Origin of the sequence: Pseudomonas sp. R5(2019) (assembly GCF_009905435.1) — a bacterium.
Lineage (GTDB): Bacteria > Pseudomonadota > Gammaproteobacteria > Pseudomonadales > Pseudomonadaceae > Aquipseudomonas.
The window spans coordinates 26,293-49,836 of sequence record NZ_JAAAMT010000014.1; the positions used below are offsets into that span (position 1 = coordinate 26,293).

Here is a 23,544-nt window from a genome sequence, read left to right on the forward strand (position 1 = left end):
CCATGCAAGGCGCGATGTTACGTCATCAGCAACCCGCCACCGGCCGCAAGCCGGTGCCGCGCGGTGCCAGCCGGATGGTGGCCAAGGAGCCACTGTCGGCGCGCCTGCCCAAGCCAGGCATCGGCTTTCTGAAAAAAGTGCTGTGGCCCGTGGCGCTGGTCGCGCTGGGCTTCGGCGCTTATGAGGGCGCCCAGCGCCTGATGCCGTATGCCGATCGACCGATTACCAAGATCGCTGTGCAGGGCGACCTCAGCTACATCAGCCAGCAGGCGGTGCAGCAGCGGATCGCGCCCTATGTGGCGGCGAGCTTTTTCACTATTGATCTGGCGAGCATGCGCACCGAGCTTGAAAAGATGCCTTGGATCGCCCACGCCGAAGTGCGCCGGGTATGGCCGGATCAGGTGGTCATTCGATTGGAAGAGCAATTGCCCGTGGCCCGCTGGGGTGACGAAGCACTGTTGAACAACCAGGGACAGGCGTTTACCCCGCGCGAGCTGGCCAACTACGAACACCTGCCGCAATTGTACGGCCCGCAGCGCGCCCCGCAGCAAGTGATGCAGCAGTATCAGGTATTGAGCCAGATGCTGCGCCCGCTGGGCTTTTCGATCGCGCGCCTGGAGCTGCGTGAGCGCGGCAGCTGGTTCCTCACCACGGGAGCTGGCAGCTCGGGGCCTGGCATCGAGCTGCTGCTGGGGCGTGATCACCTGATGGAAAAGATGCGCCGTTTCATTGCCATTTACGACAAGACACTGAAAGAACAGATCACGAATATCGCGCGCATTGACCTCCGCTACGCCAACGGCCTGGCCGTGGGCTGGCGGGAACCGATTGCGCAGCCGACGGCCGAACCCGTCGTCGCGAAGAATTAAGAGAGGCAGGACCATGGCAAATGTGCAAAGCGGCAAAATGATCGTTGGCCTGGACATCGGCACCTCCAAGGTGGTGGCGCTGGTGGGCGAGGTCGCGGCTGACGGTAGCCTGGAAATCGTCGGGATCGGCACCCATCCATCGCGCGGCCTGAAGAAGGGCGTGGTGGTCAACATCGAATCCACCGTGCAGTCGATTCAGCGCGCGGTCGAAGAAGCGCAGTTGATGGCTGGCTGCCGGATTCACTCGGCGTTCGTCGGCGTGGCCGGCAACCACATCCGCAGCTTGAACTCCCACGGCATCGTGGCGATCCGTGATCGTGAAGTCAGCGCCGCTGACCTTGAGCGTGTGCTGGACGCGGCCCAGGCCGTGGCGATTCCAGCGGACCAGCGCGTCCTGCACACCTTGCCACAGGATTACGTGATCGATAACCAGGAAGGCGTGCGTGAGCCGCTGGGCATGTCGGGCGTGCGACTGGAAGCCAAGGTCCACGTGGTGACCTGTGCGGTCAACGCCGCCCAGAACATCGAGAAGTGCGTGCGCCGCTGTGGCCTGGAAATCGATGACATCATCCTCGAGCAATTGGCTTCGGCCTACTCGGTACTGACCGACGACGAGAAAGAGCTGGGCGTCTGCCTGGTCGATATCGGTGGCGGCACTACCGACATCGCCATCTTCACCGAAGGCGCGATTCGCCACACGGCAGTGATCCCGATCGCGGGTGATCAGGTCACCAACGATATCGCCATGGCCCTGCGCACGCCGACCCAGTACGCCGAAGAAATCAAGATCCGTTACGCCTGCGCCCTGGCCAAGCTGGCCGGTGCCGGTGAAACCATCAAGGTTCCGAGTGTGGGTGACCGTCCACCGCGTGAACTTTCGCGCCAGGCCCTGGCCGAAGTGGTCGAGCCGCGCTACGACGAGCTGTTCACCCTGATCCAGGCCGAACTGCGTCGCAGCGGTTACGAAGACCTGATCCCGGCGGGCATCGTCCTCACCGGCGGTACTTCGAAGATGGAAGGTGCGGTGGAGCTGGCAGAAGAGATCTTCCACATGCCAGTACGCCTGGGTGTGCCGCACTCGGTGCACGGCCTGGCTGATGTGGTGCGCAACCCGATTTATTCCACTGGTGTGGGCTTGCTCGTCTACGGCTTGCAAAAGCAGTCCGAAGGCGTGTCCCTGGCCGGTATGAGCAGCACTAACAGCTATGGCGATGAACCTAAGGCTCCTGTGCTTGAACGATTCAAGCGTTGGGTTCAGGGCAACTTTTAAAGTTTCAAAGCAGTAGTAGTAGGCGCAAAAACTAGAGAAATGGAAAGGAGAGGGAAAATGTTCGAACTTGTAGACAACGTCCCGCAAAGTCCGGTAATCAAGGTTATCGGTGTCGGTGGTGGTGGCGGCAACGCCGTTAATCACATGGTCAAGAGCAACATCGAAGGTGTGGAATTCATCTGCGCCAACACCGACGCACAAGCGCTGAAAAACATTGGTGCGCGCACCATTCTGCAACTGGGTACCGGTGTGACCAAGGGCCTGGGTGCGGGTGCAAATCCCGAGGTCGGCCGTCAAGCCGCCCTGGAAGACCGCGAGCGCATCGCTGAAGTACTGCAAGGCACCAACATGGTGTTCATCACCACCGGCATGGGCGGCGGTACCGGTACCGGTGCGGCGCCAATCATCGCTGAAGTGGCCAAGGAACTGGGTATCCTCACCGTTGCGGTGGTGACCCGTCCGTTCCCGTTCGAAGGTCGAAAGCGTATGCAGATCGCTGACGAGGGTATTCGTGCCCTGTCCGAAAGCGTCGACTCGCTGATCACCATCCCGAACGAAAAACTGCTGACCATCCTTGGCAAGGATGCAAGCCTGTTGTCGGCCTTCGCCAAGGCGGACGATGTACTGGCCGGTGCTGTTCGCGGTATCTCCGACATCATCAAGCGTCCGGGCATGATCAACGTCGACTTCGCCGACGTGCGGACCGTGATGAGCGAAATGGGCATGGCCATGATGGGCACTGGCTGCGCCAGCGGTCCGAACCGTGCACGTGAAGCCACTGAAGCGGCGATCCGCAACCCACTGCTCGAAGACGTCAACCTGCAGGGCGCGCGCGGCATTCTCGTCAACATCACCGCAGGTCCTGACCTGTCGCTGGGCGAGTACTCGGACGTGGGTAGCATCATCGAGGCGTTTGCCTCGGATCACGCCATGGTCAAGGTCGGTACTGTTATTGATCCAGACATGCGCGACGAGCTGCACGTGACCGTGGTTGCTACGGGTCTTGGCGCGAAAATCGAGAAACCGGTGAAGATCATCGACAATACGCTGCAAACTGCCGCTCAACAGGCGCCCATGGCGGCCCCTGCGCGTCATGAGCAACCGTCGGTGAACTACCGTGATCTCGACCGTCCGACCGTTATGCGTAACCAGGCCCATGCCGGTGCTGCAGCGGCTGCTAAGCTCAACCCACAGGACGATCTGGATTACCTGGATATCCCGGCTTTCCTGCGTCGCCAGGCTGATTGATGGAATTTATCAGGGGTATTAGGGTGATTGGTTTTCAGCAAAGGCCGGTTCTGCTATCATCGCCCGTCTTTGTTGATACCAGTTCGCAATTTGCGCTGAAGCGGCCAATGCCATGATTAAACAACGCACCCTGAAGAATATTATTCGTGCCACAGGTGTCGGCCTGCACTCGGGCGAGAAGGTCTATCTGACTCTCAAGCCCGCGCCTGTGGATACCGGCATCGTGTTCTGCCGCGCCGACCTCGACCCTATGGTGCAGATCCCTGCCCGTGCGGAAAACGTCGGCGAGACCACCATGTCGACCACGTTGGTCAATGGCGATGTCAAAGTCGATACGGTGGAACACTTGCTCTCGGCCATGGCCGGTCTGGGCATCGATAACGCCTACGTCGAGCTCTCCGCGTCTGAAGTGCCGATCATGGACGGCAGCGCAGGTCCCTTCGTATTCCTGATTCAATCGGCTGGTCTTGAAGAGCAGGACGCTGCCAAGAAATTCATTCGCATCCTGCGTGAAGTGACAGTGGAAGACGGCGACAAGCGCGCCACTTTCGTCCCTTTCGAAGGGTTCAAGGTGAGTTTCGAGATCGATTTCGATCACCCGGTTTTCAAGAACCGCACTCAAAGTGCCAGCGTGGACTTTTCCAGCACCTCCTTCGTGAAGGAAGTCAGCCGCGCCCGCACCTTCGGTTTCATGAGTGACATCGAGTACCTGCGCAAGCACAATCTCGCACTCGGCGGCAGTGTTGAAAACGCCATCGTGGTAGACACGGACGGCGTGTTGAACGAAGACGGCCTGCGTTACGAGGACGAATTCGTCAAACACAAGATCCTGGATGCCATCGGCGACCTCTACCTGTTGGGCAACAGCCTGATTGGCGAATTCCGTGGGTTCAAATCCGGTCACGCACTGAACAACCAGCTCCTGCGCAAGCTCATCGAGCAGAAGGATGCCTGGGAAGTCGTGACATTCGAAGATGCCAGTACGGCACCGATCTCTTACATGCGTCCGGTAGCGGCAGTGTAAGTAACAACTCTCTTTCCTTTAGCATTTCTTCAAGGCCACCTTCGGGTGGCCTTTTTTTTGGAAGCAGCTCCAGGCCTGGAGCCATGCACTGTGGGAGCAAAGCTTGCTCGCGATAGATTCACCGCGCAGCATCAGAAACTCGCAGTGCCTTCATCGCGAGCAAGCTTTGCTCCACACAGTGGTCGGCGGGGGGGTTAGTTTTTCTCTTCTTTGCGGCTGGCATGACTGGCCAACCGCTCCAGCGCCGCGCGAAGGTTCGGGTCGCTGATACCCTCGGCCGTGGCCTGGATATTTTCCGCCGCTCGGGTCGACAGATCGATCGTATGTCCCACCGCCTTGCTCTGGGTCGTCGGCGGCTGAACCTTGAACAGGATGCGCGTCAGGTTAGTGAACTGCTCAAGCGCCTGCAGCTGCCGTTGCAGACGTTTTTGCTGGTAGCGCAAGCGGGTCGCCCAATGACCGTCGGTCACGATCAGAAGCAACGTGCCTTCGCGCCAGGAAGCAATATGACAGTGCTCGCGCGCCGCCGGCTGCAGCTGGCTGTCGAGCAAACGTTGCAGATGGGCAAGTCGCTGGGCCTGGCTGAACAGCGCTTTCAGCGGGCGAGCCTCGCGCAAAAGGACCGAGGGAGCCCGTGCGGCAAGAGGGCGAAATGCCATTGGAAAGATACCTGAAGTTACAGAGCGGCCATCTTAACAGAAAGCCGGTTTTCCATCGTCTCGCCCGCAGGCGCCCGCAATCTCTTGGCACCATGGGTTGAAGTTGAGCGAAAAGGCCCTATTTTAAACAAGCCCCGCTAAAGCGCTGTGCCAGCATCGTGGAATAACGCCACTTTCCTCACCATCGTTTCCGGGTAGAATGCTCGTTCGCATGCGGCCATAAGGGCTGCACGGGCGATCCACGGGGCCGCCCTCCATCCCTACGTGTGGAAGATCCTGCCGATATGTTTGCGCCTTTGTTAAAAAAACTTTTTGGAAGCAAGAACGAGCGTGAAGTCAAACGCATGCTCAAGACGGTAGCCATCGTCAATGCCTTCGAAGAGCAGATGGTCGCCCTCTCGGACGAGCAATTGCGCGCCAAGACTGCAGAGTTCAAAGAGCGCCTGGCCAAGGGTGAAAGCCTCGACAATCTGCTGCCTGAAGCCTTTGCGGTCGCCCGCGAAGCCGGTAAGCGCGTCATGGGCATGCGCCACTTCGACGTGCAGCTGATCGGCGGCATGACCTTGCATGAAGGCATGATCGCAGAAATGCGCACCGGCGAAGGCAAGACCTTGGTCGCGACCCTGGGCGTATACCTCAACGCTCTGTCCGGCCAGGGCGTGCACGTGGTCACGGTGAACGACTACCTGGCCCGCCGCGACGCCAACTGGATGCGCCCGCTGTATGAATTCCTCGGCCTGAGCGTTGGCGTCGTCACGCCTTTCCAGCCGCCGGAAGAGAAGCGTGCAGCCTATGCCGCGGACATCACCTACGGCACCAACAACGAATTCGGTTTCGACTACCTGCGCGACAACATGGCGTTCAGCATGGAAGAGAAATTCCAGCGCGAGCTGAATTTCGCCGTGATCGACGAAGTCGACTCCATCCTGATCGACGAAGCCCGTACGCCGCTGATCATCTCCGGCCAGGCCGAAGACAGCTCCAAGCTGTACACCGAGATCAACAAACTGATCCCGCGCCTGGCCCAGCACATCGAAGAAGTCGAGGGCGTGGTCACCAAGGCCGGGCACTTCACGGTCGATGAGAAAACCCGTCAGGTCGAACTCAACGAGGCCGGTCATCAGTTCATTGAAGAAATGCTCACCCAGGTTGGCCTGCTGGCCGAGGGCGAGAGCCTCTACTCGGCGCACAACCTGGCCCTGCTGACTCACGTGTATGCCGGTCTGCGTGCGCACAAGCTGTTCAACCGCAACGTCGAATACATCGTCCAGGACGGCCAGATCCTGCTGGTCGACGAGCACACCGGCCGTACCATGCCGGGCCGCCGCCTGTCCGAAGGCCTGCACCAGGCCATCGAAGCGAAGGAAAACCTGAACATTCAGGCCGAGAGCCAGACCCTGGCATCGACCACCTTCCAGAACTACTTCCGCCTGTACGAGAAGCTGTCCGGCATGACCGGTACCGCTGACACCGAAGCGTTCGAATTCGCTCAGATCTACAACCTCAACGTGATGGTCATCCCGCCGAACAAGCCGTTGGCGCGTAAAGACTTCAACGACCTGGTGTACCTGACCGCCGACGAGAAATACGCCGCGATCATTGCCGACATCAAGGAAAGCATGACCCAGGGTCGGCCGGTACTGGTCGGTACCGCAACCATCGAAACGTCGGAGCACATGTCGGCGCTGCTGCAAAAAGAAGGCATCGACCACAAGGTCCTGAACGCCAAGTACCACGAAAAAGAAGCCGAGATCATTGCCCAGGCCGGTCGTCCAGGCGCCCTGACCATCGCCACCAACATGGCCGGTCGTGGTACCGACATCCTGTTGGGCGGTAACTGGGAAGTGGAAGTCGCTTCGCTGGATAGCTCGAGCCCTGAGCAGATTGCCCAGATCAAGGCTGACTGGCAGAAGCGCCACCAGCAAGTGATCGAGTCCGGTGGCTTGCACGTCATCGCCTCCGAGCGTCACGAATCGCGCCGTATCGACAACCAGTTGCGTGGTCGTGCCGGCCGTCAGGGTGACCCGGGCTCGAGCCGGTTCTACCTGTCGCTGGAAGACAGCCTGATGCGCATCTTCGCCTCTGACCGGGTGAAGAACTTCATGAAGGCGCTGGGCATGCAGTCCGGTGAAGCCATCGAGCACCGCATGGTGACCAACGCCATCGAAAAAGCTCAGCGCAAGGTTGAAGGCCGCAACTTCGATATCCGTAAGCAATTGCTGGAATTCGACGACGTTGCCAACGAACAGCGTAAAGTCATCTACCACATGCGTAACAGCCTGCTGGCAGCCGACAACATTGGCGACACCATCGCCGAGTTCCGTCAGGAAGTGCTGGACGCCACTGTCAGCTTGCACATTCCGCCACAATCGCTGCCGGAGCAGTGGGACGTGGCGGGTCTGGAAGCCGCGCTGGCCAGCGATTTCGGTGTGAAGCTGCCGATCCAGCAATGGCTCGACGAAGACGATCACCTGTACGAAGAAACCCTGCGCGCGAAGCTCATGACCGAGCTGCTCAACGCCTACAACGAGAAGGAAGAGCAGGCCAGCGCCGAAGCCCTGCGGACCTTCGAGAAGCAGATCCTGCTGCGTGTGCTGGACGACCTGTGGAAAGACCACCTGTCGACCATGGACCACCTGCGTCACGGTATCCACCTGCGTGGCTACGCCCAGAAGAACCCGAAACAGGAATACAAGCGCGAGTCTTTCTCCCTGTTCCAGGAACTGCTGGAGTCGATCAAGCGCGACACCATTCGCGTCCTGTCGCACGTCCAGGTGCGTCGCGAAGACCCGGTCGAAGAAGAAGCCCGTCTGCGTCGCGAAGCCGAAGAGCTGGCCCAGCGCATGCAGTTCTCGCATGCCGCGGCACCAGGTCTTGAGCAAGTGGCAGCGGCTGCAACCGGGGAAGAGGGCGCTGATGTCGCCGTCGCTACTGCCCCGGTGCGCAATGAACAGAAGCTGGGTCGCAACGAACTGTGCTGGTGCGGTTCGGGCAAGAAGTTCAAGCACTGCCACGGTCAGATCAACTAACGATCCAGACCTGGCTTGATGCTGCGTAACATTGACACCGCGCCGCGACCGGCCTTCCGCCGTCGCGGCGTTTTACCATCTCATGCGCAGGGGAAGACCCCGGCGCGGATTATTCTCTAGGAGCGCTTTCATGGCTGTTGGTCTTGGTCCTTTGCCAACGTTGCACCCGGTTCCCGGCTTCGAACTCGGCATCGCCTCTGCGGGCATCAAGCGCCCGGGGCGCAAGGACGTTGTGGTCATGCGCTGCGCCGAAGGCTCCAGCGTTGCCGGCGTGTTCACCCTGAACGCCTTTTGCGCCGCTCCCGTGATCCTCTCCAAGCAACGTGTACAAGGCACCGTGCGTTACCTGCTGACCAACACCGGCAATGCCAACGCCGGTACCGGTGCACCGGGCTTGGCCGCTGCCGAACGCACTTGCGCCAAACTGGCCGAGCTGACCGGTGTCGACGCCAGCGCCGTGCTGCCGTTTTCCACCGGTGTGATCGGTGAGCCGCTGCCGGTCGAGAAGATCGAAGGCGCGCTGCAAGCCGCGCTGGACGATCTGTCGGAAGACCACTGGGCTGAAGCCGCCACCGGCATCATGACCACCGACACCTTGCCAAAAGGTGCCAGCCGCCAGTTCCAGCACGAAGGCGTGACCGTCACCGTGACCGGAATCAGCAAGGGTGCCGGCATGATTCGCCCGAACATGGCGACCATGCTCGGCTACATCGCCACCGACGCCAAGGTGTCGCCGGCGGTGCTCAAGGACTTGATGCTCGATGGCGCCAACAAGTCATTCAACCGCATCACCATTGACGGCGACACTTCGACCAACGACTGCTGCATGTTGATCGCCACCGGCAAGGCGGATGTGCCTGAAATCACGCAGGCCAGCGGTCCGCTGTTCGAAGCCTTGAAAAAGGCCGTGTTCGAAGTCTGCATGGAAGTCGCCCAGGCGATCGTGCGCGACGGCGAAGGCGCGACCAAGTTCGTGACCGTTGAAGTCAACGGCGGCGGCAACCACCAGGAATGCCTGGACGTCGGCTATGCGGTGGCTCATTCGCCGCTGATCAAGACTGCTCTGTTTGCTTCTGACCCGAACTGGGGCCGCATCCTGGCCGCTGTCGGCCGTGCCGGTGTGCCGAACCTGGATGTCAGCCTGATCGACGTGTACCTGGGCGAAGTCAATATCGCCAGCAAGGGCGGCCGCAGCGCGACCTATACCGAAGCCCAGGGCGCGGCCGTCATGGCCCGTGAAGAAATCACCATTCGTATCGAATTGGGCCGTGGCACCTGCAGCGAAACGATCTGGACCACCGACCTGTCCCACGAGTACGTCAAGATCAACGCCGAGTACCGCACCTGAGTCTTGAACTACACGCGTTACGAGGGGGCCAATGGCCCCCTTTCTTTCCCTGAAGATGGAGCCGAACCATGAGCCTTCACCTGATCATCGGCGACAAACTGTATTCCTCCTGGTCACTGCGCGCCGCGCTGGCGATTAAGCTGACCGAGGCGGCCTACACTGAACAGATCATCAAGCTGAACCAGGCCGACACTCACGCGCGGATTCTCGAGCATTCGCCAACGGGCAAAGTACCGCTGCTCAAAAGCGAGCATGGCACCATCGCCGACTCCCTGGCGATTGGCGAGTACCTGGCCGAGCGCTTCCCCGAGGCCCATCTCTGGCCGCAAGACATCGCCGCTCGCGCCCAGGCCCGCTCGGCCTGCGCCCAGATGCACAGTGGTTTCTTCGCCCTGCGCGGCAATATGCCGTTCGACCTGAGCCGTGACCAGGCGTTGACACCGATGCCGGCAGAAGTCCAGGCCGACATCGACCGTATCGTTGCGCTGTGGTGGGAATGCCGTGCCGCGGCGGTGGAAAAAGGGCCGTTCCTGTTTGGCGAATTCAGCCTCGCGGATGCTTTCTTCGCCCCGGTCGCGGTGCGTTTGCGCACCTACCGGGTCGAATTGCCGAGCGAGGCTCTGGCCTACATCGAGGCGATCTATCAATGGCCAGCGTTCAAGACCTGGCAGCAGGCGGGTCTGACGGAGCGTGGGCTGTGAAGCGGGTGCATGTTGCGGCTGCGGTAATCCGCGGCATTGATGACCGAATCCTGATTGCCCGCCGAGCCGATAGTCAGCATCAAGGCGGCTTGTGGGAGTTCCCGGGCGGTAAGGTCGAAGAGGGCGAAAGCGTCTCGCAAGGCCTGGCGCGTGAGCTCAAAGAGGAGCTGGGCATCACCGTCACCGCCGCCCGGCCGTTGATTCAGGTCAAGCATGACTATCCGGACAAACAGGTGTTGTTGGATGTCTGGGAGGTGTCGGCATTTACTGGCAAACCCCACGGTGCCGAGGGCCAGCCGCTGGCTTGGGTGACCGCCCGCGAGTTGCCGAATTATGGCTTCCCTGAAGCCAACCAGCCGATCGTCGCGGCGGCGCGTCTGCCCTCCGACTACCTGATTACCCCGGAAGGTCTGGAAACACCCACCTTGCTGCGTGGCATGCAGAAAGCCATCACCAACGGCACCCGCTTGCTGCAACTGCGTGCCCCCAACGGCTATGACCCGAGCTACCGCGACCTGGCTGTGGACGCGGTCGGCTTGTGTGCGGGCAAGGCGCAGTTGATGCTCAAGGGGCCGCTGGAGTGGCTGGGCGATTTTCCGGCGGCCGGCTGGCACCTGACTTCCGCGCAGCTACGCAAATACGCCCGCAACGGTCGTCCGTTTCCCAAAGCGCGCTGGTTGGCGGCGTCCTGCCACAATGCCGAAGAGCTGTCGCTGGCGGAGCAGATGGATGTGGATTTCGTCACCCTCTCGCCAGTGCAGGCGACGCTGACCCATCCTGGCGCCGAGCCGCTGGGCTGGGATCAGGCGGCGCGCCTGATCGTAGGTTTCAGCAAGCCGGTGTATCTGCTCGGTGGCGTGGGTGCTGCTCAGCGCGAACAGGCTTGGGCAGCCGGTGCGCAGGGTGTGGCAGGGATTCGGGCGTTCTGGCCTCAGCCGGACTGAGTCCAATCCATTAAATTGCGTCAGGCCTATCGCGGGCAAGCCCCAATGCCAGTCAGTTAACGCATAGATTCTGTGGGAGCGGATTTATCCGCGAATGAACGATGACGCGCAATGCCTGAAAAACCGCGGTGTATTCATTCGCGGATAAATCCGCTCCCACAGGGGTTGTGTCGTTCAATGCCTTAACTGACCGGCATTGGGGCAAGCCCTGCTCCTACGGGGCTGTAGGAGCAGGGCTTGCCCGCGATGCTTTTCAGGGCTTGGCAGGTTCCCACAGAATTTCCGCCACGCCTTGACGCCGGCCAATCAGCCGCGACGCCACGAACAGCAAGTCCGACAGTCGGTTGATATACGCTAACCCCACTCCCTGCAACGGCTCCTCGGCATTCAAATGCTGGCAACGCCGCTCGGCACTGCGAGCCAGGCTGCGGCAGACGTGGGCCTGGGCCACTAGCATCGAGCCGCCGGGCAAGATGAAGTTTTCCAGTGGTCCAAGCTCTTCGTTCCACAAATCAATCGCGGCCTCCAGTCGCTGCACTTCGGCCTCATTCAAAGCCTGATAAGCCGGCATCGCCAACTCGCCGCCCAAATCGAACAGCCGATGCTGGCAGGGCGCGAGTACCTCGATGACCTCGGCCAATGCCGGGCACCCCGCCTGCTGCTCAGCCAAACCGGCCAGTAGCACTCCCAGCTGACTGTTGAGGCTGTCCACCTCGCCAATCGCTTCGATCCGTGGATGATCCTTGGGCACTCGGCGGCCATCGCCCAGGCCGGTTTCGCCCTTGTCACCGGTGCGGGTGTAAATCTTCGACAAGCGAAAGCCCATGCTCAAAACTCCGCGTTAGTGGGCAGCGGCGGCGTCACCGAATTTGCCGCCAATGGCAGGCGCAGGGTGAAGCAAGTGCCCACACCAGGGGTGGAATGCACTTCCATCTGGCCTTTGTGATTGTTGGTAATGATGAAGTACGAAACCGACAGCCCCAGCCCTGTGCCCTGGCCGATCTCCTTGGTGGTGAAGAACGGCTCGAAGGTGCGTTTGCGCACGCTTTCGGGCATGCCGACGCCGTTGTCTTCCACCTGAATCTCTGCCCACGGCGGGTTGAGCCGGGTGCGCAGGATGATGTGCCCTGGTTCGCTGTTGTCAGTGCGCTGGTGAATGGCCTGGGCCGCGTTCTTGAGCAGATTGAGCAGTACCTGTTCCAGCTCGTTGGCGGTGCAGGGTACGGGGCCCAAAGCGGGATCGAACTGACGGCTGATGGCCTGGCCCTTGAAGTCGAAGCCGATGGTCAGGTCGAAGTCGCTACCGGCGATTTCCACGGCTTGATCGATCAGTGCCGGCAAGTCACACGGCGCCAGTTGGCGATTGCTGCGGCGGCTGAAGCTGAGCATGTGGGTGACGATCTTGGCCGCCCGGGCCCCGGCCTGCTGGATGCCGTCGAGCAACTGTGGCACTTCCCGGCTCTGCAGGTAACGGTTGACGGTGGCCAGGTCGATGCCAGCCTCGGCGGCCTGCTCGATGTTTCTCGGCAGGTCCGCAGACAGGCGCCGACGGATGTTCTGCACGTTATGCAAAATGGCGCCGAGGGGGTTGTTGATCTCGTGCGCCATGCCGGCTGCCAACCCACCCACTGAAAGCATTTTCTCGGATTGCACCATCATTTCCTCCAACGACAGGCGCTGGGTGATGTCATCGATACGGATCACCACGCCGCGCCCGGCGCCGCCCATCAGCGGGTAAAAGGTCAGGGCGTAGTGGTGGGAAACGTCGTCCTTGGTCCAGGTCACCCGTTCGATTTTCGCCACGGTGTGGCGCTCCACGGTGTTCTTGAGCTCCGGCAGGAATGGCTTGAGCGGCTCGAAGGCGAGAAAAATCGGTTGGTTCAGCGCTTCATCCAGCGGCGTACCGGACAGTGCACTGGCCTCCTGATTCCATTGCGTCACGTAAAGCTGCTCGTCCAGTGCGATCAGCGCCGAAGGCATGGAGTCGATGATGCTGTTGAGGTAATTCTGAAAGCCGGTGAGCTTTCTTTCGATCTTGCTGCGCACCTGGACTTCCAGCTCCAGCTTGCGGTTGGTGTGGCGGGTTTCCTCGGCCAGGCCCTGGGCCTGGTCAAACGCGGCCTGGAATTCGTCGCGGGCGCGCTTGAGCTGTTGCTCGCGCGCTTCGATGCGCGACAGCATGGTGTTGAAGGCCTCGGCCAGGCTGCCGATTTCATCATGGTTGCCGCGCTGGGCACGCAGTGCATAGTTCTCCTCGCGGGTGACCTGGCGCGACAATTCTTCAAGGCGGTAGATCGGCTGGGTGATCAGGCGCTTGATCTGACGCGCAATCACCATCCACAGCAGGATACTGAACACCAGAATGCCCAGGCTCGCGGTCAAGGTGCCGGTATAGAACGCCATGGGCAACTCGCTGCTGGCCACCAGCAGCAAATGGCCCGGTGGCCGGCCGGGGCGCGGCAGCTTGATCAACTGGGTGCTGCGAAACTCGGTGATTCGCCAGCTTTCGATATGCCGCAAGCGCTTGGGCAATTGCAGCTCGTCGCCGTGTTGCAGCTGCGCGAGCAACGAGCCATCGCTGTCATACAGGGCGGCGGCGCGCAGGGGCGAGTAGCTGTTGAGTTCGTTGAGCAGGGCTTTGGCGGAGAGCTGCGAGTCCAGCGCCTGTTGCGCCAGTTTCGGGTTCGATACCAGCCGGCCGATGGTCTGAAGGGCCTGGGGCGCCATGCTTTCCTGGGAGATCCAGTAGGCGGCGCTGATAAAGGTCAGGTTGGCGACCAGCAGCACGGTGGTCAACAGTACCAGCAGGGCCGCCAGCAGCTTCTGGCCGACCGGCAGGTTTTCCAGGCGTTCGCGCAATGGCATGGTGAAGGCGTGATCCCGGTGGGTGGAAGGGCAGGGTAGGCTCGAATCAGTCGCTGGGCAATCCGCGTGCGTTCAGGTGTTCGACCAGGCGCCGGTAGAGCCGTTCCAGGTGCGGCAGCGAGCAGTCGTGACGGGCGGCGACGCGGCACACATGCCCCAGCAAGTAGTGAATCTCGGTACGGCGGCCCTGAGCGACATCCTGATACATCGAAGAATAGTTCGCGGCAGTCGCCTGGATAACCCGCTCGACTTCTTCGCTTAAATGCTCAGCCGCTTGAGGCTGGCCACAGCGCTGGAGCAACTCGACCAGCTCCGCGCAGAGGGTGGCGACTTCACAGTGGTGAGCCTGCAGGCCGCCGTTGCGGCAGTCGTGCAGCACGGTCAGTGGGTTGATCGCGCAATTGAGCGCCAGCTTGCGCCACAGCCGCGTGAGAATGTCCGGTGTCCACTGGTGGGGGATGCCACAGGCCTGCAGGTCGTCGAGCCAGTCGGGCGGCAGTGGGTTGGCCGGATCGCCCAGCCAGTTGAAGCCGTGGCCGGCGAAGACCACCTGCCAATCGGCCTGACGAAAGGCACCTTCGGTGCTCGAGGCAAAGATACAACGCGCATGAGGCACCTTGTTCGCCACCGCGTCCTGGCTGCCCAGGCCGTTTTGCAGCAGGATGACGTCGGCATCAAAGGCCAGCCGCGGTGCCAGCTGAGCAACCGCCTGTTCGGCATCGTAAGCCTTGCAAGCCACCAACAGTCGATGGATCGGCCCCTGAGTGTCCGGTGTCTGCGCGGGGATGGCCAGGGTCGTGGGTTGGCCATGTTCGATCAGCGTCAAGCCGCCAGCGGCCTCGTAGGCCATCAGGCGAGTGGCGTCACGCAGGATCAACTGCACCGGCTTGCCACCGCGTGCCAGTCGACTTGCCCATAAACTGCCCAGGCTGCCTGCGCCCAGAATATGCCAGGTGCTGCTCATCGGACTTTCGCAACCGTTATAATGATCCGGCATTTTAACCGTCAAACCAGGCGTGCTCCATCTTCAATCGAGCAGCGCCATTTTTTTTGGAGAAATACATGCCGTCGTTCGACGTGGTATCAGAACTGGACAAGCACGAAGTCACCAACGCGGTCGACAACGCGATCAAGGAACTGGACCGCCGCTATGACCTCAAGGGCAAGGGTAGCTTCGAATTCAAGGACAAGGATCTTCAGGTCAATCTGACCGCCGAAGCCGAGTTTCAGCTTGAGGCGATGATCGAGATTCTCAAGCTCGCCATGGTCAAGCGCAAGATCGATGTCCAGTGCCTGGAAGTCAAGGACGCGTACCCTTCCGGCAAGGAAATGAAGCAAGAAGTCAAACTGCGCGAAGGCATCGACAAGGAGCTTGCGAAAAAGATCGTTGCTCATATCAAGGACGCCAAGCTCAAGGTGCAAGCCGCCATCCAGGGCGAGCAGGTACGGGTCACTGGCAAGAAGCGCGACGACCTGCAAGAAGCCATTGCTGCCCTGCGCGGCAAGGAATTCGGTATGCCGCTGCAGTTCAACAACTTCCGCGACTGAGCACTCGCTGCGCAACCTCGAGGGCCTGATGTTGTCCGAGATGCGTGGCAGGGCCGCACAGGGCTGGTGTCAATCCAGCCCTGTGCGGCCCGTCCTTGTTTTTGTCACCTGGCTTTCAGGAGAATGTTATGGATTTGAGCGCTGAAGTGGATAACCTGGTCAAGCAATCGCAGACCTGGATCCCGATGATGATGGAATACGGCAGCCGGGTGCTGCTGGCAGTCATAACCCTGGCCATCGGCTGGTGGTTGATCAACAAAGTGACGTATCGGCTGGGCAAGCTGTTGGCCCTGCGCAATGCCGATCTGGCCCTGCAGGGTTTTATCTGCAGCCTGGCCAATATCATCCTCAAAGTGCTGCTGGTGGTCAGTGTCGCGTCGATGATCGGCGTGGAAACCACCTCGTTCGTTGCCGCGATCGGTGCGGCCGGCCTGGCCATTGGCCTGGCGCTGCAAGGCAGTCTGGCCAATTTTGCCGGCGGGGTACTGATTCTGCTGTTCCGTCCCTTCCGCATAGGCGACTGGATCGAAGCGCAAGGTGTCAGCGGTACCGTGGACTCGATTCAGATCTTCCACACTGTGCTGCGTACCGGCGACAACAAGACGGTCATTGTGCCCAATGGCAATTTGTCCAACGGCATCATCACCAACTACAACCGTCAGCCAACCCGCAAGGTGGTGTTTGACGTGGGTGTCGATTACGAGGCCGACTTGCAGAAGGCTCGCCAGGTCTTGCTGGAGCTGGCCAAAGACCCGCGCGTGCTCGCTGACCCTGCACCGCAGGCGGTGGTGTCGACTCTGGGCGACAGCTCCATCACGGTGTCCTTGCGGATCTGGGTCAACACCGCCGATTACTGGGACGTGATGTTCATGCTCAACGAGCAGGCGCGTGATCGCTTGAAGGCCGAGGGCATCGACATTCCCTTTCCGCAGCGAGTGATTCGTGTGGTGCAGGAAGCGGCAGTGTAGGAGCCTGGCTTGCCAGCGAAGCGGTCTGGCTGAATATTCGCGGTGTAATCGCCAGCAAGCTGTGCTCCTGCAGGGAACATGAAAAAGCCCCGGTGCAGACCACTGCCCGGGGCTTTTTTTGGCTTATGCCTTGGTCGAAGGTGGCTCGTTGACGGGTGTTTCCGGCGCTGGAGGCTCTTCGACGGCGTCGCCATTGCGCCCGTGTTCCTGACGCCACTGCAATGCAATCAGGATCAAGGTCGGCACCCCGAGCAGGGCAGTAATCAGGAAGAAATCGTGATAACCCCATTTCTCGACCATCACACCGGAGTAACCGCCGATCAGGCGCGGCAGCAGCAGCATGATAGAGCTCAGCAGCGCGTACTGGGTGGCGGAGAACTTCAGGTTGGTCAGGCTCGACAGGTAGGCCACGAACGCCGAAGTGGCGAGGCCTGAGCTGAAGTTATCGAGCGAAATGGTCACCACCAGCATCTGCAGGTTTGGGCCCATGTCGGCCAGAATCAGAAACAGGATATTGGTCGCCGCTGACGCCGCACCGCCGATAAACAGGATTGGCAGAATGCCGAAGCGCACAATCAACAAGCCGCCAAAACCTGCGCCCAGCAGGGTCATGATCAGGCCGAAGATCTTGCTGACGCTGGCGATCTGCTCCTTGGTGAAGCCCTGGTCGATGTAGAACACGTTGGCCATCACGCCCATGACCGTATCGGACATCCGGTAAGTCGCGATCAAGCCCAGCAGCAACAGCGCCTGCCAGCGGTAGCGCAGGATGAAGTCGTTCACCGGCGTCAGCACTGGCGCCAGGCCACGGCGGCCCAAGGACGACAGGCACAGGCCGGTGAGCAGGGTATAGAGGATGGCACGCAGGAAGGCTCGGTCTTCGAGCAGCAGGTCGAGCACGCTGGCGCCTTCGAACAGCACGCTGGCGAAGTCGGTGTTGTAGAGCTGGGTGAACATCGCCGGGACCGAAACCAGCAGCACGATCAGCACGAATACCGAGATCAGTTGGTGGCTGAAACCGTAACGCGCGGCAGACAGCTGGGTCCGTAGCGACACTGGCGGTTCGCGCATCAGCAGGGTGGTGATCAGTGCGGGCACCATCAGCACGCCGAACAGCACGTAGGTGCCGGTCCAGGCCTCGTGCAGGTAACTGAAGCCGGTAGAGCCGAAGCGTTCGGCGAAAAACAGTGCACCGGCCGTGGCCAGCAGCGCCGCCATGCGATAGCCGGCCATGTAGCTGGCGGCCAGGGCCGCCTGGCGGCTCTCCTCGGCGATTTCCAGGCGGTAGGCGTCGACGGCGATGTCTTGGGTGGCCGAGGCGAAGGCCACCAGCACGGCGAGGGCGATCAGCCACGACAGGTGTTTTTGCGGGTCGCAAAAGCCCATGCCGACCAGGCCGATGATCACCAGCACTTGCGAGAGCATCAGCCAAGACCGTCGCCTGCCCATCTTCGCCAGCAGCGGCAGGCGCCATTGGTCGAGCAGTGGCGACCAGACCCATTTAAAGGCATAGGCCAGGCCGATCAGGCTGGCATAGCCGATGGTTTCGCGGGCCACGCCGGCCTCGCGTAACCAGACCGAAAGCGTTGAAAACACCAGCATGTACGGCATCCCGGCGGCAAAGCCGAGCAGCAGTAGCACGAGTGTTGAAGGGCTGGCATAAGCGGCGAGCGCGGCGCGCCAGGTTTTACGCGGCATGAGCTGAAATCTGCCTCAGTTTACGAAAACAAAGCGCGCACTCTAACCGCTGTGCTCCATCGGGCGCCAGCCATGGCACTTAATATCCACACGGTTGTTCCGGACAGTGATGCCTTCGGCCCGCAGCCGCGCGCGCTGTTCATCGCCTGACACTGTGCCCGATGGCAGGCTGATTCGGCCTCCGGCTGCGACCACCCGGTGCCAGGGCAGGCGTGTGCCGTCGGGTAACTGGCTCAGTGTACGGCCGACCCAGCGAGCAGCGCGACCGAGGCCGGCCAGCTCCGCCAGTTGACCATAGCTGACGACCTTGCCTTCAGGTACTTGGCCAAGTGCCACGTAGAGGGCCATTCGTCGGGCCACGGCATCCTCGTCAACAGCTTCTGAAGTGCGGCTCATCGCCCGTACCCTCTGCGCTTGAGGTGGTTCAACGCGCCATTACCGATGCAATCAAGCATTGAACTCATCGCAATTCGTCCGGTCAGTCCTTGCTCGGGGTGCGTCTATCCGGATAATGCCCGATTTTTTCGCGAACCAGAGCCTTGAATTTGCTTATGTTGTCTAGAGCCCTGCTGTGCCTTGCCGTTGTCAGCGCCTCGTCGGCCGCTGTCGCCGATACCGTATTCATGAAGAATGGAGATCGCCTGAGCGGCAAGATCAAGTTTTTCGATGGCGGTAAACTGCTGCTCGACACCGAGTACGGTGGCTCGGTGGCTATCGACATGAAGAAGGTCAAGACTCTCGAAAGCGACCAGGAGCTACTGGTCAAGCAAGACGAGTACACCGGTGAGAGGGCCAAGTCGCTGAGCGCGGCCGAAGACGGCAAGGTCACCCTGGCCAATGGCGAGGCGCCGAAGACGGTGGAACTGTCCAGCATCCAGCAGATCCTCAAGCCCAAGCCTGTGGTTGAAGACCTGGTGCTCAAGGGCAACGTCGACGTGGGGTTGGACTATAAGCAGGCCGAAACCGACACCGAAAACTACGACGTCGACTTCAAGACCACGGCTCGCCATGGCCGCTGGCGTCACAATGCCGAAGGCGAATACAACCGCGAAGCCCAGGACGAGGTCACCACGACCAACAACTGGGGCGCCGAATACGCGCTTGACCGCTTTATTACCGACAAGTGGTTCTGGCAGGGGCGCTTGAATTACAAGCGCGACCATATCGAAGACCTGGCTCGCCAGCGCACCATCGGTACCGGCCCTGGCTACCAGTTCTGGGATAACGAACTGGGCGCGTTCTCGCTTGGGTCGTTGCTCAACCGGACCGACTACGAATATGCCGACGGCGGCAAGGACAACTTCTACTCGTTGGGCGTGAAGTGGGATTACAACCGTTACCTGGTTGGCAAGAAAGTCGAATTCTTCACCAACGGTGAAGTGGGCAAGCCGTTGGGTAACGTCGCCAACTACAGCCTCGATGCCGAGGTTGGCTTGCGCTACAAGGTCACCGAGTGGGCCTCGCTCAACCTCAAGGCCGAGAAAGATATCATCAGCGGCACCAACGACAGCGACCTGGACAAGACCCGTTACACCGCAGGTTTCGGCGTGGCCTGGTAACGCCCGCCCACCGGCTTCCTGGCAAATGCGGTTGATAGCGCTTACCTTGTGTAGGAGCATGGCTCGCCAGCGATAGGCGCACCGCGGTGTGTCAGGTACACCGCCTCGCGGGCAAGCCCGGCTCTTACGTCGATCCTGCAACCTGAAGCCTGTCTATCAAGGAGTCACAGGGTGAGCCTCAAAGCTGCCAAGCAAGCGCGTGCGCTGCTGCTCAAAGAATACCGGGGGGTGTTGTCCACCCACTCCAAATCGATGCCGGGCTTTCCCTTCGGCTCCGTGGTGCCTTACTGCCTGGACGCCCAGGGTCACCCGCTGATCCTTATCAGCCGCATCGCCCAGCACACCCACAACCTGCAACTTGATCCCAAGTGTTCACTGCTGGTTGGCGAGCGTGGTGCCGAGGATGTGCAGGCCGTCGGGCGGCTGACCGTGTTGGCCGAAGCCAGCCAGCTCAGCGACCCTGAAACGATCGCTGCCGCCGCGGAGCGTTACTACCGTTATTTCCCCGAGTCGAGCAACTATCACAAGGCTCACGATTTCGATTTCTGGGTGCTCAAGCCCGTGCGTCATCGCTACATCGGTGGCTTCGGTGCCATCCACTGGGTCGATGATTTGACGCTCGCCAACCCATTCGCAGGCAAGGCTGAACTGAGCATGGTCGAGCACATGAATGCCGACCACGCCAAAGCCATCACCCACTATGTCGAATTGGCCGGGTTGCCCAGGCATGCGCCTGCGCAGCTGGCGGGTATCGACAGCGAAGGCATGCACCTGAGGATCGGTCAGACGCTCTACTGGCTGCCATTTGCTGAATCTTGCAACACGCCGACACAAGTCCGCGAAGCCCTGGTTTCTCTGGCTCATGCTGACCAATGGCCTGATGTTGTAGAGGCCAAGGCTTGAAATAACGGGAAGTCGCCGTCATCTAGGGTTTACTGCAAGGATGTCTTGCGCAGAGGAACCCGTAATGCGTGCATTTCTACTGTTTTTTCTACTTTTTCCGGTACTGGAGCTGTACGTCTTTTTCAAGGTCAGCACCGCGATCGGATTTTTCCCGGCGCTGCTGTTGATCATCGCCGGTTCCGCCCTGGGTGTCCTGGTGGTGCGGGTGGCGGGTCTGGCCACCGCGCTGCGTGCCCGTGAAAGCCTGCAGCGGGGCGAGCTGCCAGCCGAGCAGATGTTCCAGGGCATGCTGCTGGCGGTGGGTGGCGGATTGCTGCTGTTGCCAGGCTTTATCAGCGATGTGATCGGTTTGATTTGCCTGCTGCCTTTCACCCGTCGTTTGCTGGGCCGCAAGATGCGCGAGCGCGCCCAAGAGCAGGCCATGCGCCAGCGCGCGTTTGCCGATGACCTTGACGCCCAGCGTCGCGGTCCTGCCCAGGGTGCGCCTCGCAAGCCCGATGTGATCGAAGGCGAGTACGAGCGGCGTGACCGGTAAGCTTCGCCCTTTCATGAACACGGCCCCTGATGGGGCCGTGTTCATTTGTGCCCGGTGATGCAAAAAATTTCATGGGCAGCACTTGTAATCCGCTGGAGCGACCTCATGTATGGGTCACCGCAAGGTTTCTGGCCCTGGCCAGACATTTAACTTACGCGGCTCGCCTGGCGAGTCGTGACCGGCACCGTCGGATGAACCAACCTGCCGGTGCCGATACCGGCCGATGAAAACCACAATTAGGAGAGATCGACAATGAAGCTTCGTCCTCTGCATGACCGCGTCGTAATCCGTCGCAGCGAAGAAGAATCGAAAACCGCTGGCGGTATCGTTCTGCCGGGTTCGGCCGCCGAAAAGCCTAACCGTGGCGAAATCGTCGCTGTTGGCACTGGCCGTGTGCTGGACAACGGCGAAGTCCGCGCGCTGGCCGTGAAAGTGGGTGACAAGGTCGTTTTCGGCCCGTACTCGGGCAGCAACACTGTGAAAGTTGACGGCGAAGACCTGCTGGTGATGAGCGAGAACGAAATTCTCGCTGTCATCGAAGCTTGATTACCGCTGGTTTCCCGTTACTAAAAAGTATTTAAGGAATAACGATCATGGCTGCTAAAGAAGTTAAATTTGGCGATTCCGCCCGTAAGAAAATGCTGGTCGGTGTCAACGTTCTGGCTGACGCGGTAAAAGCGACCCTGGGCCCGAAAGGCCGTAACGTGATCCTGGCCAAAAGCTTCGGCGCACCGACCATCACCAAGGATGGCGTGTCCGTAGCCAAAGAAATCGAACTGGACGACGCCTTTGAAAACATGGGCGCCCAGCTGGTCAAGGACGTCGCTTCGCGCGCCAACGATGACGCAGGCGACGGCACCACCACTGCTACCGTTCTGGCTCAAGCCATCGTCAACGAAGGCCTGAAAGCCGTCGCTGCCGGCATGAACCCGATGGACCTGAAGCGCGGCATCGACAAGGCGACCATCGCCATTGTTGCCGAGCTGAAAAACCAGGCCAAGCCATGCACTGACTCCAAGGCAATCGCTCAGGTCGGCACCATCTCCGCCAACTCCGACAACTCCATCGGCGACATCATTGCCGAAGCCATGGAAAAAGTCGGTAAAGAAGGCGTGATCACCGTTGAAGAAGGCTCGGGCCTGGAAAACGAACTGTCGGTCGTAGAAGGCATGCAGTTCGACCGTGGCTACCTGTCCCCGTACTTCGTCAACAAGCCGGACACCATGGTTGCCGAGCTCGACGGCCCGCTGATCCTGCTGGTCGACAAGAAGATCTCCAACATCCGCGAAATGCTGCCAGTACTGGAAGCCGTTGCCAAAGCCGGCCGCCCACTGCTGATCGTTGCCGAAGACGTTGAAGGCGAAGCCCTGGCGACTCTGGTTGTGAACAACATGCGCGGTATCGTCAAAGTCGCTGCCGTCAAGGCACCTGGCTTCGGTGACCGTCGCAAGGCCATGCTGCAGGACATCGCCGTTCTGACCGGCGGTACCGTTATCTCCGAAGAGATCGGCCTGAGCCTGGAAAGCACCACTCTGGAGCACCTGGGTAACGCCAAGCGCGTTGTTCTGTCCAAAGAAAACACCACCATCATCGACGGTGCTGGCGTTGAGGCAGACATCCAGGCTCGCGTTGTCCAGATCCGTCAGCAAGTGGCCGACACTTCCTCGGACTACGACCGTGAAAAACTGCAAGAGCGTCTGGCCAAGCTGTCTGGCGGCGTTGCAGTGATCAAGGTTGGCGCGGGCTCCGAAGTTGAAATGAAAGAGAAGAAAGCCCGCGTTGAAGACGCCCTGCACGCTACCCGTGCAGCCGTTGAAGAAGGCGTGGTGCCTGGCGGTGGTGTTGCACTGGTTCGCGCCCTGCAAGCTATCGAGGCCCTGAAAGGCGACAACGCCGACCAGGACGTGGGTATCGCTCTGCTGCGTCGTGCTGTTGAAGCACCTCTGCGCCAGATCGTTGCCAACTCCGGTGACGAGCCAAGCGTAGTCGTCGACAAGATCAAGCAAGGTAGCGGCAACTACGGCTACAACGCTGCCACCGGCGAATACGGCGACATGATCGAAATGGGTATCCTGGACCCAGCCAAAGTGACCCGTTCGGCACTGCAAGCTGCTTCCTCGATCGCCTCGCTGATGATCACCACCGAAGCCATGGTCGCTGAGATGAAGGTTGCAGCACCAGCTGGCGGCGGCATGCCAGACATGGGCGGCATGGGTGGCATGGGCGGCATGATGTAAGCCAGCCTACCCGGCTAACCTCGAAACGGGTTAACCCCCGTTTTAACCAGAAGGCCCGGTGCATTGCACCGGGCCTTCTGGTTTTTGTCGCAGCAGTGACCGCTTGAACCGGCGTGACGAAACACGCCCTAGCCCTGCG

At 60.5% G+C, this 23,544-nt stretch carries 21 protein-coding genes; 15 read left to right on the forward strand and 6 right to left on the reverse strand.

From position 1 onward, the window contains the following. Positions 1-2: 2 nt before the first annotated feature. From GUY40_RS11715 to lpxC, 4 genes are all read left to right on the forward strand, one after another. On the forward strand, positions 3-869 hold the full coding sequence (locus GUY40_RS11715) for a cell division protein FtsQ/DivIB (RefSeq protein WP_166569108.1): 867 nt from the start codon (positions 3-5) through the stop codon (positions 867-869). 13 nt (positions 870-882) lie between these two features. Then, positions 883-2,139: a cell division protein FtsA gene (gene ftsA, locus GUY40_RS11720; RefSeq protein WP_166569109.1), complete on the forward strand. Its 1,257-nt coding sequence runs from the start codon at positions 883-885 to the stop codon at positions 2,137-2,139. A 57-nt stretch (positions 2,140-2,196) separates the two neighbouring features. Beyond that, on the forward strand, positions 2,197-3,387 hold the full coding sequence (gene ftsZ / locus GUY40_RS11725) for a cell division protein FtsZ (protein WP_166569110.1): 1,191 nt from the start codon (positions 2,197-2,199) through the stop codon (positions 3,385-3,387). A 112-nt stretch (positions 3,388-3,499) separates the two neighbouring features. Continuing rightward, on the forward strand, positions 3,500-4,411 hold the full coding sequence (gene lpxC / locus GUY40_RS11730) for a UDP-3-O-acyl-N-acetylglucosamine deacetylase (protein WP_166569111.1): 912 nt from the start codon (positions 3,500-3,502) through the stop codon (positions 4,409-4,411). A gap of 194 nt (positions 4,412-4,605) precedes the next feature. Here the strand turns inward: lpxC and GUY40_RS11735 are convergent, their stop codons facing one another. Continuing rightward, positions 4,606-5,070, reverse strand: a complete 465-nt coding sequence (locus GUY40_RS11735) for a DUF721 domain-containing protein (protein ID WP_166569112.1) — start codon at positions 5,068-5,070, stop codon at positions 4,606-4,608. A 284-nt stretch (positions 5,071-5,354) separates the two neighbouring features. Here GUY40_RS11735 and secA point away from each other — a divergent pair, with 284 nt between their 5' ends. From secA to GUY40_RS11755, 4 genes are all read left to right on the forward strand, one after another. Beyond that, positions 5,355-8,099: a preprotein translocase subunit SecA gene (secA, locus tag GUY40_RS11740; protein ID WP_166569113.1), complete on the forward strand. Its 2,745-nt coding sequence runs from the start codon at positions 5,355-5,357 to the stop codon at positions 8,097-8,099. A 130-nt stretch (positions 8,100-8,229) separates the two neighbouring features. Next, positions 8,230-9,447: a bifunctional glutamate N-acetyltransferase/amino-acid acetyltransferase ArgJ gene (argJ, locus tag GUY40_RS11745; protein ID WP_166569114.1), complete on the forward strand. Its 1,218-nt coding sequence runs from the start codon at positions 8,230-8,232 to the stop codon at positions 9,445-9,447. A 68-nt stretch (positions 9,448-9,515) separates the two neighbouring features. Further along, a complete protein-coding gene (locus GUY40_RS11750) occupies positions 9,516-10,148 on the forward strand; it encodes a glutathione S-transferase family protein (RefSeq protein ID WP_166569115.1) in 633 nt (210 codons plus the stop codon). Continuing rightward, positions 10,145-11,092 (forward strand): Nudix family hydrolase, encoded by a 948-nt coding sequence (locus GUY40_RS11755; protein ID WP_166569116.1) that lies wholly within the window; start codon positions 10,145-10,147, stop codon positions 11,090-11,092. Before GUY40_RS11750 ends, GUY40_RS11755 begins: the two co-directional genes overlap by 4 nt. A gap of 253 nt (positions 11,093-11,345) precedes the next feature. On the opposite strand, the gene GUY40_RS11760 is transcribed toward GUY40_RS11755, so the two are convergent. The 3 genes from GUY40_RS11760 to GUY40_RS11770 are packed head-to-tail and all read right to left on the reverse strand — an operon-like array spanning position 11,346 to position 14,921. Next, the gene (locus GUY40_RS11760) at positions 11,346-11,918 is read right to left on the reverse strand and encodes a cob(I)yrinic acid a,c-diamide adenosyltransferase (RefSeq protein ID WP_166569117.1); all 573 of its coding nucleotides are present in this window, start codon (positions 11,916-11,918) and stop codon (positions 11,346-11,348) included. A gap of 2 nt (positions 11,919-11,920) precedes the next feature. Then, positions 11,921-13,957, reverse strand: coding sequence for an ATP-binding protein (locus tag GUY40_RS11765; RefSeq protein ID WP_166569118.1), 2,037 nt, complete (start codon positions 13,955-13,957; stop codon positions 11,921-11,923). A 46-nt stretch (positions 13,958-14,003) separates the two neighbouring features. Continuing rightward, complete coding sequence (locus GUY40_RS11770) at positions 14,004-14,921, reverse strand: putative 2-dehydropantoate 2-reductase (protein WP_166569119.1); 918 nt, start codon at positions 14,919-14,921, stop codon at positions 14,004-14,006. 98 nt (positions 14,922-15,019) lie between these two features. Between GUY40_RS11770 and GUY40_RS11775 the strand changes: the two genes are divergently transcribed. Next, positions 15,020-15,505, forward strand: a complete 486-nt coding sequence (locus GUY40_RS11775) for a YajQ family cyclic di-GMP-binding protein (protein WP_166569120.1) — start codon at positions 15,020-15,022, stop codon at positions 15,503-15,505. Positions 15,506-15,633: 128 nt separating this feature from the next. After that, positions 15,634-16,473 carry a mechanosensitive ion channel family protein gene (locus tag GUY40_RS11780; RefSeq protein WP_166569121.1) on the forward strand — a complete coding sequence of 280 codons (840 nt, stop codon included), beginning with the start codon at positions 15,634-15,636 and terminating at the stop codon, positions 16,471-16,473. 123 nt (positions 16,474-16,596) lie between these two features. Here the strand turns inward: GUY40_RS11780 and GUY40_RS11785 are convergent, their stop codons facing one another. Beyond that, a complete protein-coding gene (locus GUY40_RS11785; RefSeq protein ID WP_166569122.1) occupies positions 16,597-18,171 on the reverse strand; it encodes an AmpG family muropeptide MFS transporter in 1,575 nt (524 codons plus the stop codon). Positions 18,172-18,213: 42 nt separating this feature from the next. Next, the gene (locus GUY40_RS11790; protein ID WP_166569123.1) at positions 18,214-18,567 is read right to left on the reverse strand and encodes an MGMT family protein; all 354 of its coding nucleotides are present in this window, start codon (positions 18,565-18,567) and stop codon (positions 18,214-18,216) included. Positions 18,568-18,722: 155 nt separating this feature from the next. Between GUY40_RS11790 and GUY40_RS11795 the strand changes: the two genes are divergently transcribed. The 5 genes from GUY40_RS11795 (at position 18,723) to groL (ending at position 23,405) form a co-directional block, all read left to right on the forward strand. Next, positions 18,723-19,730: a DUF481 domain-containing protein gene (locus tag GUY40_RS11795; protein WP_166569124.1), complete on the forward strand. Its 1,008-nt coding sequence runs from the start codon at positions 18,723-18,725 to the stop codon at positions 19,728-19,730. A gap of 171 nt (positions 19,731-19,901) precedes the next feature. Next, positions 19,902-20,633, forward strand: coding sequence for a HugZ family protein (locus tag GUY40_RS11800; RefSeq protein WP_166569125.1), 732 nt, complete (start codon positions 19,902-19,904; stop codon positions 20,631-20,633). A 64-nt stretch (positions 20,634-20,697) separates the two neighbouring features. Continuing rightward, on the forward strand, positions 20,698-21,168 hold the full coding sequence (locus GUY40_RS11805; protein ID WP_166569126.1) for an FxsA family protein: 471 nt from the start codon (positions 20,698-20,700) through the stop codon (positions 21,166-21,168). Between the two features lie 252 nt (positions 21,169-21,420). Continuing rightward, positions 21,421-21,714 (forward strand): co-chaperone GroES, encoded by a 294-nt coding sequence (locus tag GUY40_RS11810; RefSeq protein ID WP_166569127.1) that lies wholly within the window; start codon positions 21,421-21,423, stop codon positions 21,712-21,714. 47 nt (positions 21,715-21,761) lie between these two features. Further along, on the forward strand, positions 21,762-23,405 hold the full coding sequence (groL, locus tag GUY40_RS11815; RefSeq protein WP_166569128.1) for a chaperonin GroEL: 1,644 nt from the start codon (positions 21,762-21,764) through the stop codon (positions 23,403-23,405). Positions 23,406-23,544 lie beyond the last annotated feature (139 nt).

Coding starts and splice junctions, on each gene's coding strand:
- lpxC (WP_166569111.1), top strand. CDS start 3,500: ATGATTAAACAACGCACCCTGAAGAATATTATTCGTGCCACAGGTGTC.
- GUY40_RS11735 (WP_166569112.1), bottom strand. CDS start 5,070: ATGGCATTTCGCCCTCTTGCCGCACGGGCTCCCTCGGTCCTTTTGCGC.
- GUY40_RS11795 (WP_166569124.1), top strand. CDS start 18,723: ATGTTGTCTAGAGCCCTGCTGTGCCTTGCCGTTGTCAGCGCCTCGTCG.
- GUY40_RS11780 (WP_166569121.1), top strand. CDS start 15,634: ATGGATTTGAGCGCTGAAGTGGATAACCTGGTCAAGCAATCGCAGACC.
- GUY40_RS11765 (WP_166569118.1), bottom strand. CDS start 13,957: ATGCCATTGCGCGAACGCCTGGAAAACCTGCCGGTCGGCCAGAAGCTG.
- GUY40_RS11770 (WP_166569119.1), bottom strand. CDS start 14,921: ATGAGCAGCACCTGGCATATTCTGGGCGCAGGCAGCCTGGGCAGTTTA.
- ftsZ (WP_166569110.1), top strand. CDS start 2,197: ATGTTCGAACTTGTAGACAACGTCCCGCAAAGTCCGGTAATCAAGGTT.
- GUY40_RS11810 (WP_166569127.1), top strand. CDS start 21,421: ATGAAGCTTCGTCCTCTGCATGACCGCGTCGTAATCCGTCGCAGCGAA.
- argJ (WP_166569114.1), top strand. CDS start 8,230: ATGGCTGTTGGTCTTGGTCCTTTGCCAACGTTGCACCCGGTTCCCGGC.
- GUY40_RS11805 (WP_166569126.1), top strand. CDS start 20,698: ATGCGTGCATTTCTACTGTTTTTTCTACTTTTTCCGGTACTGGAGCTG.
- groL (WP_166569128.1), top strand. CDS start 21,762: ATGGCTGCTAAAGAAGTTAAATTTGGCGATTCCGCCCGTAAGAAAATG.
- GUY40_RS11785 (WP_166569122.1), bottom strand. CDS start 18,171: ATGCCGCGTAAAACCTGGCGCGCCGCGCTCGCCGCTTATGCCAGCCCT.
- ftsA (WP_166569109.1), top strand. CDS start 883: ATGGCAAATGTGCAAAGCGGCAAAATGATCGTTGGCCTGGACATCGGC.
- secA (WP_166569113.1), top strand. CDS start 5,355: ATGTTTGCGCCTTTGTTAAAAAAACTTTTTGGAAGCAAGAACGAGCGT.
- GUY40_RS11760 (WP_166569117.1), bottom strand. CDS start 11,918: ATGGGCTTTCGCTTGTCGAAGATTTACACCCGCACCGGTGACAAGGGC.
- GUY40_RS11715 (WP_166569108.1), top strand. CDS start 3: ATGCAAGGCGCGATGTTACGTCATCAGCAACCCGCCACCGGCCGCAAG.
- GUY40_RS11750 (WP_166569115.1), top strand. CDS start 9,516: ATGAGCCTTCACCTGATCATCGGCGACAAACTGTATTCCTCCTGGTCA.
- GUY40_RS11775 (WP_166569120.1), top strand. CDS start 15,020: ATGCCGTCGTTCGACGTGGTATCAGAACTGGACAAGCACGAAGTCACC.
- GUY40_RS11790 (WP_166569123.1), bottom strand. CDS start 18,567: ATGAGCCGCACTTCAGAAGCTGTTGACGAGGATGCCGTGGCCCGACGA.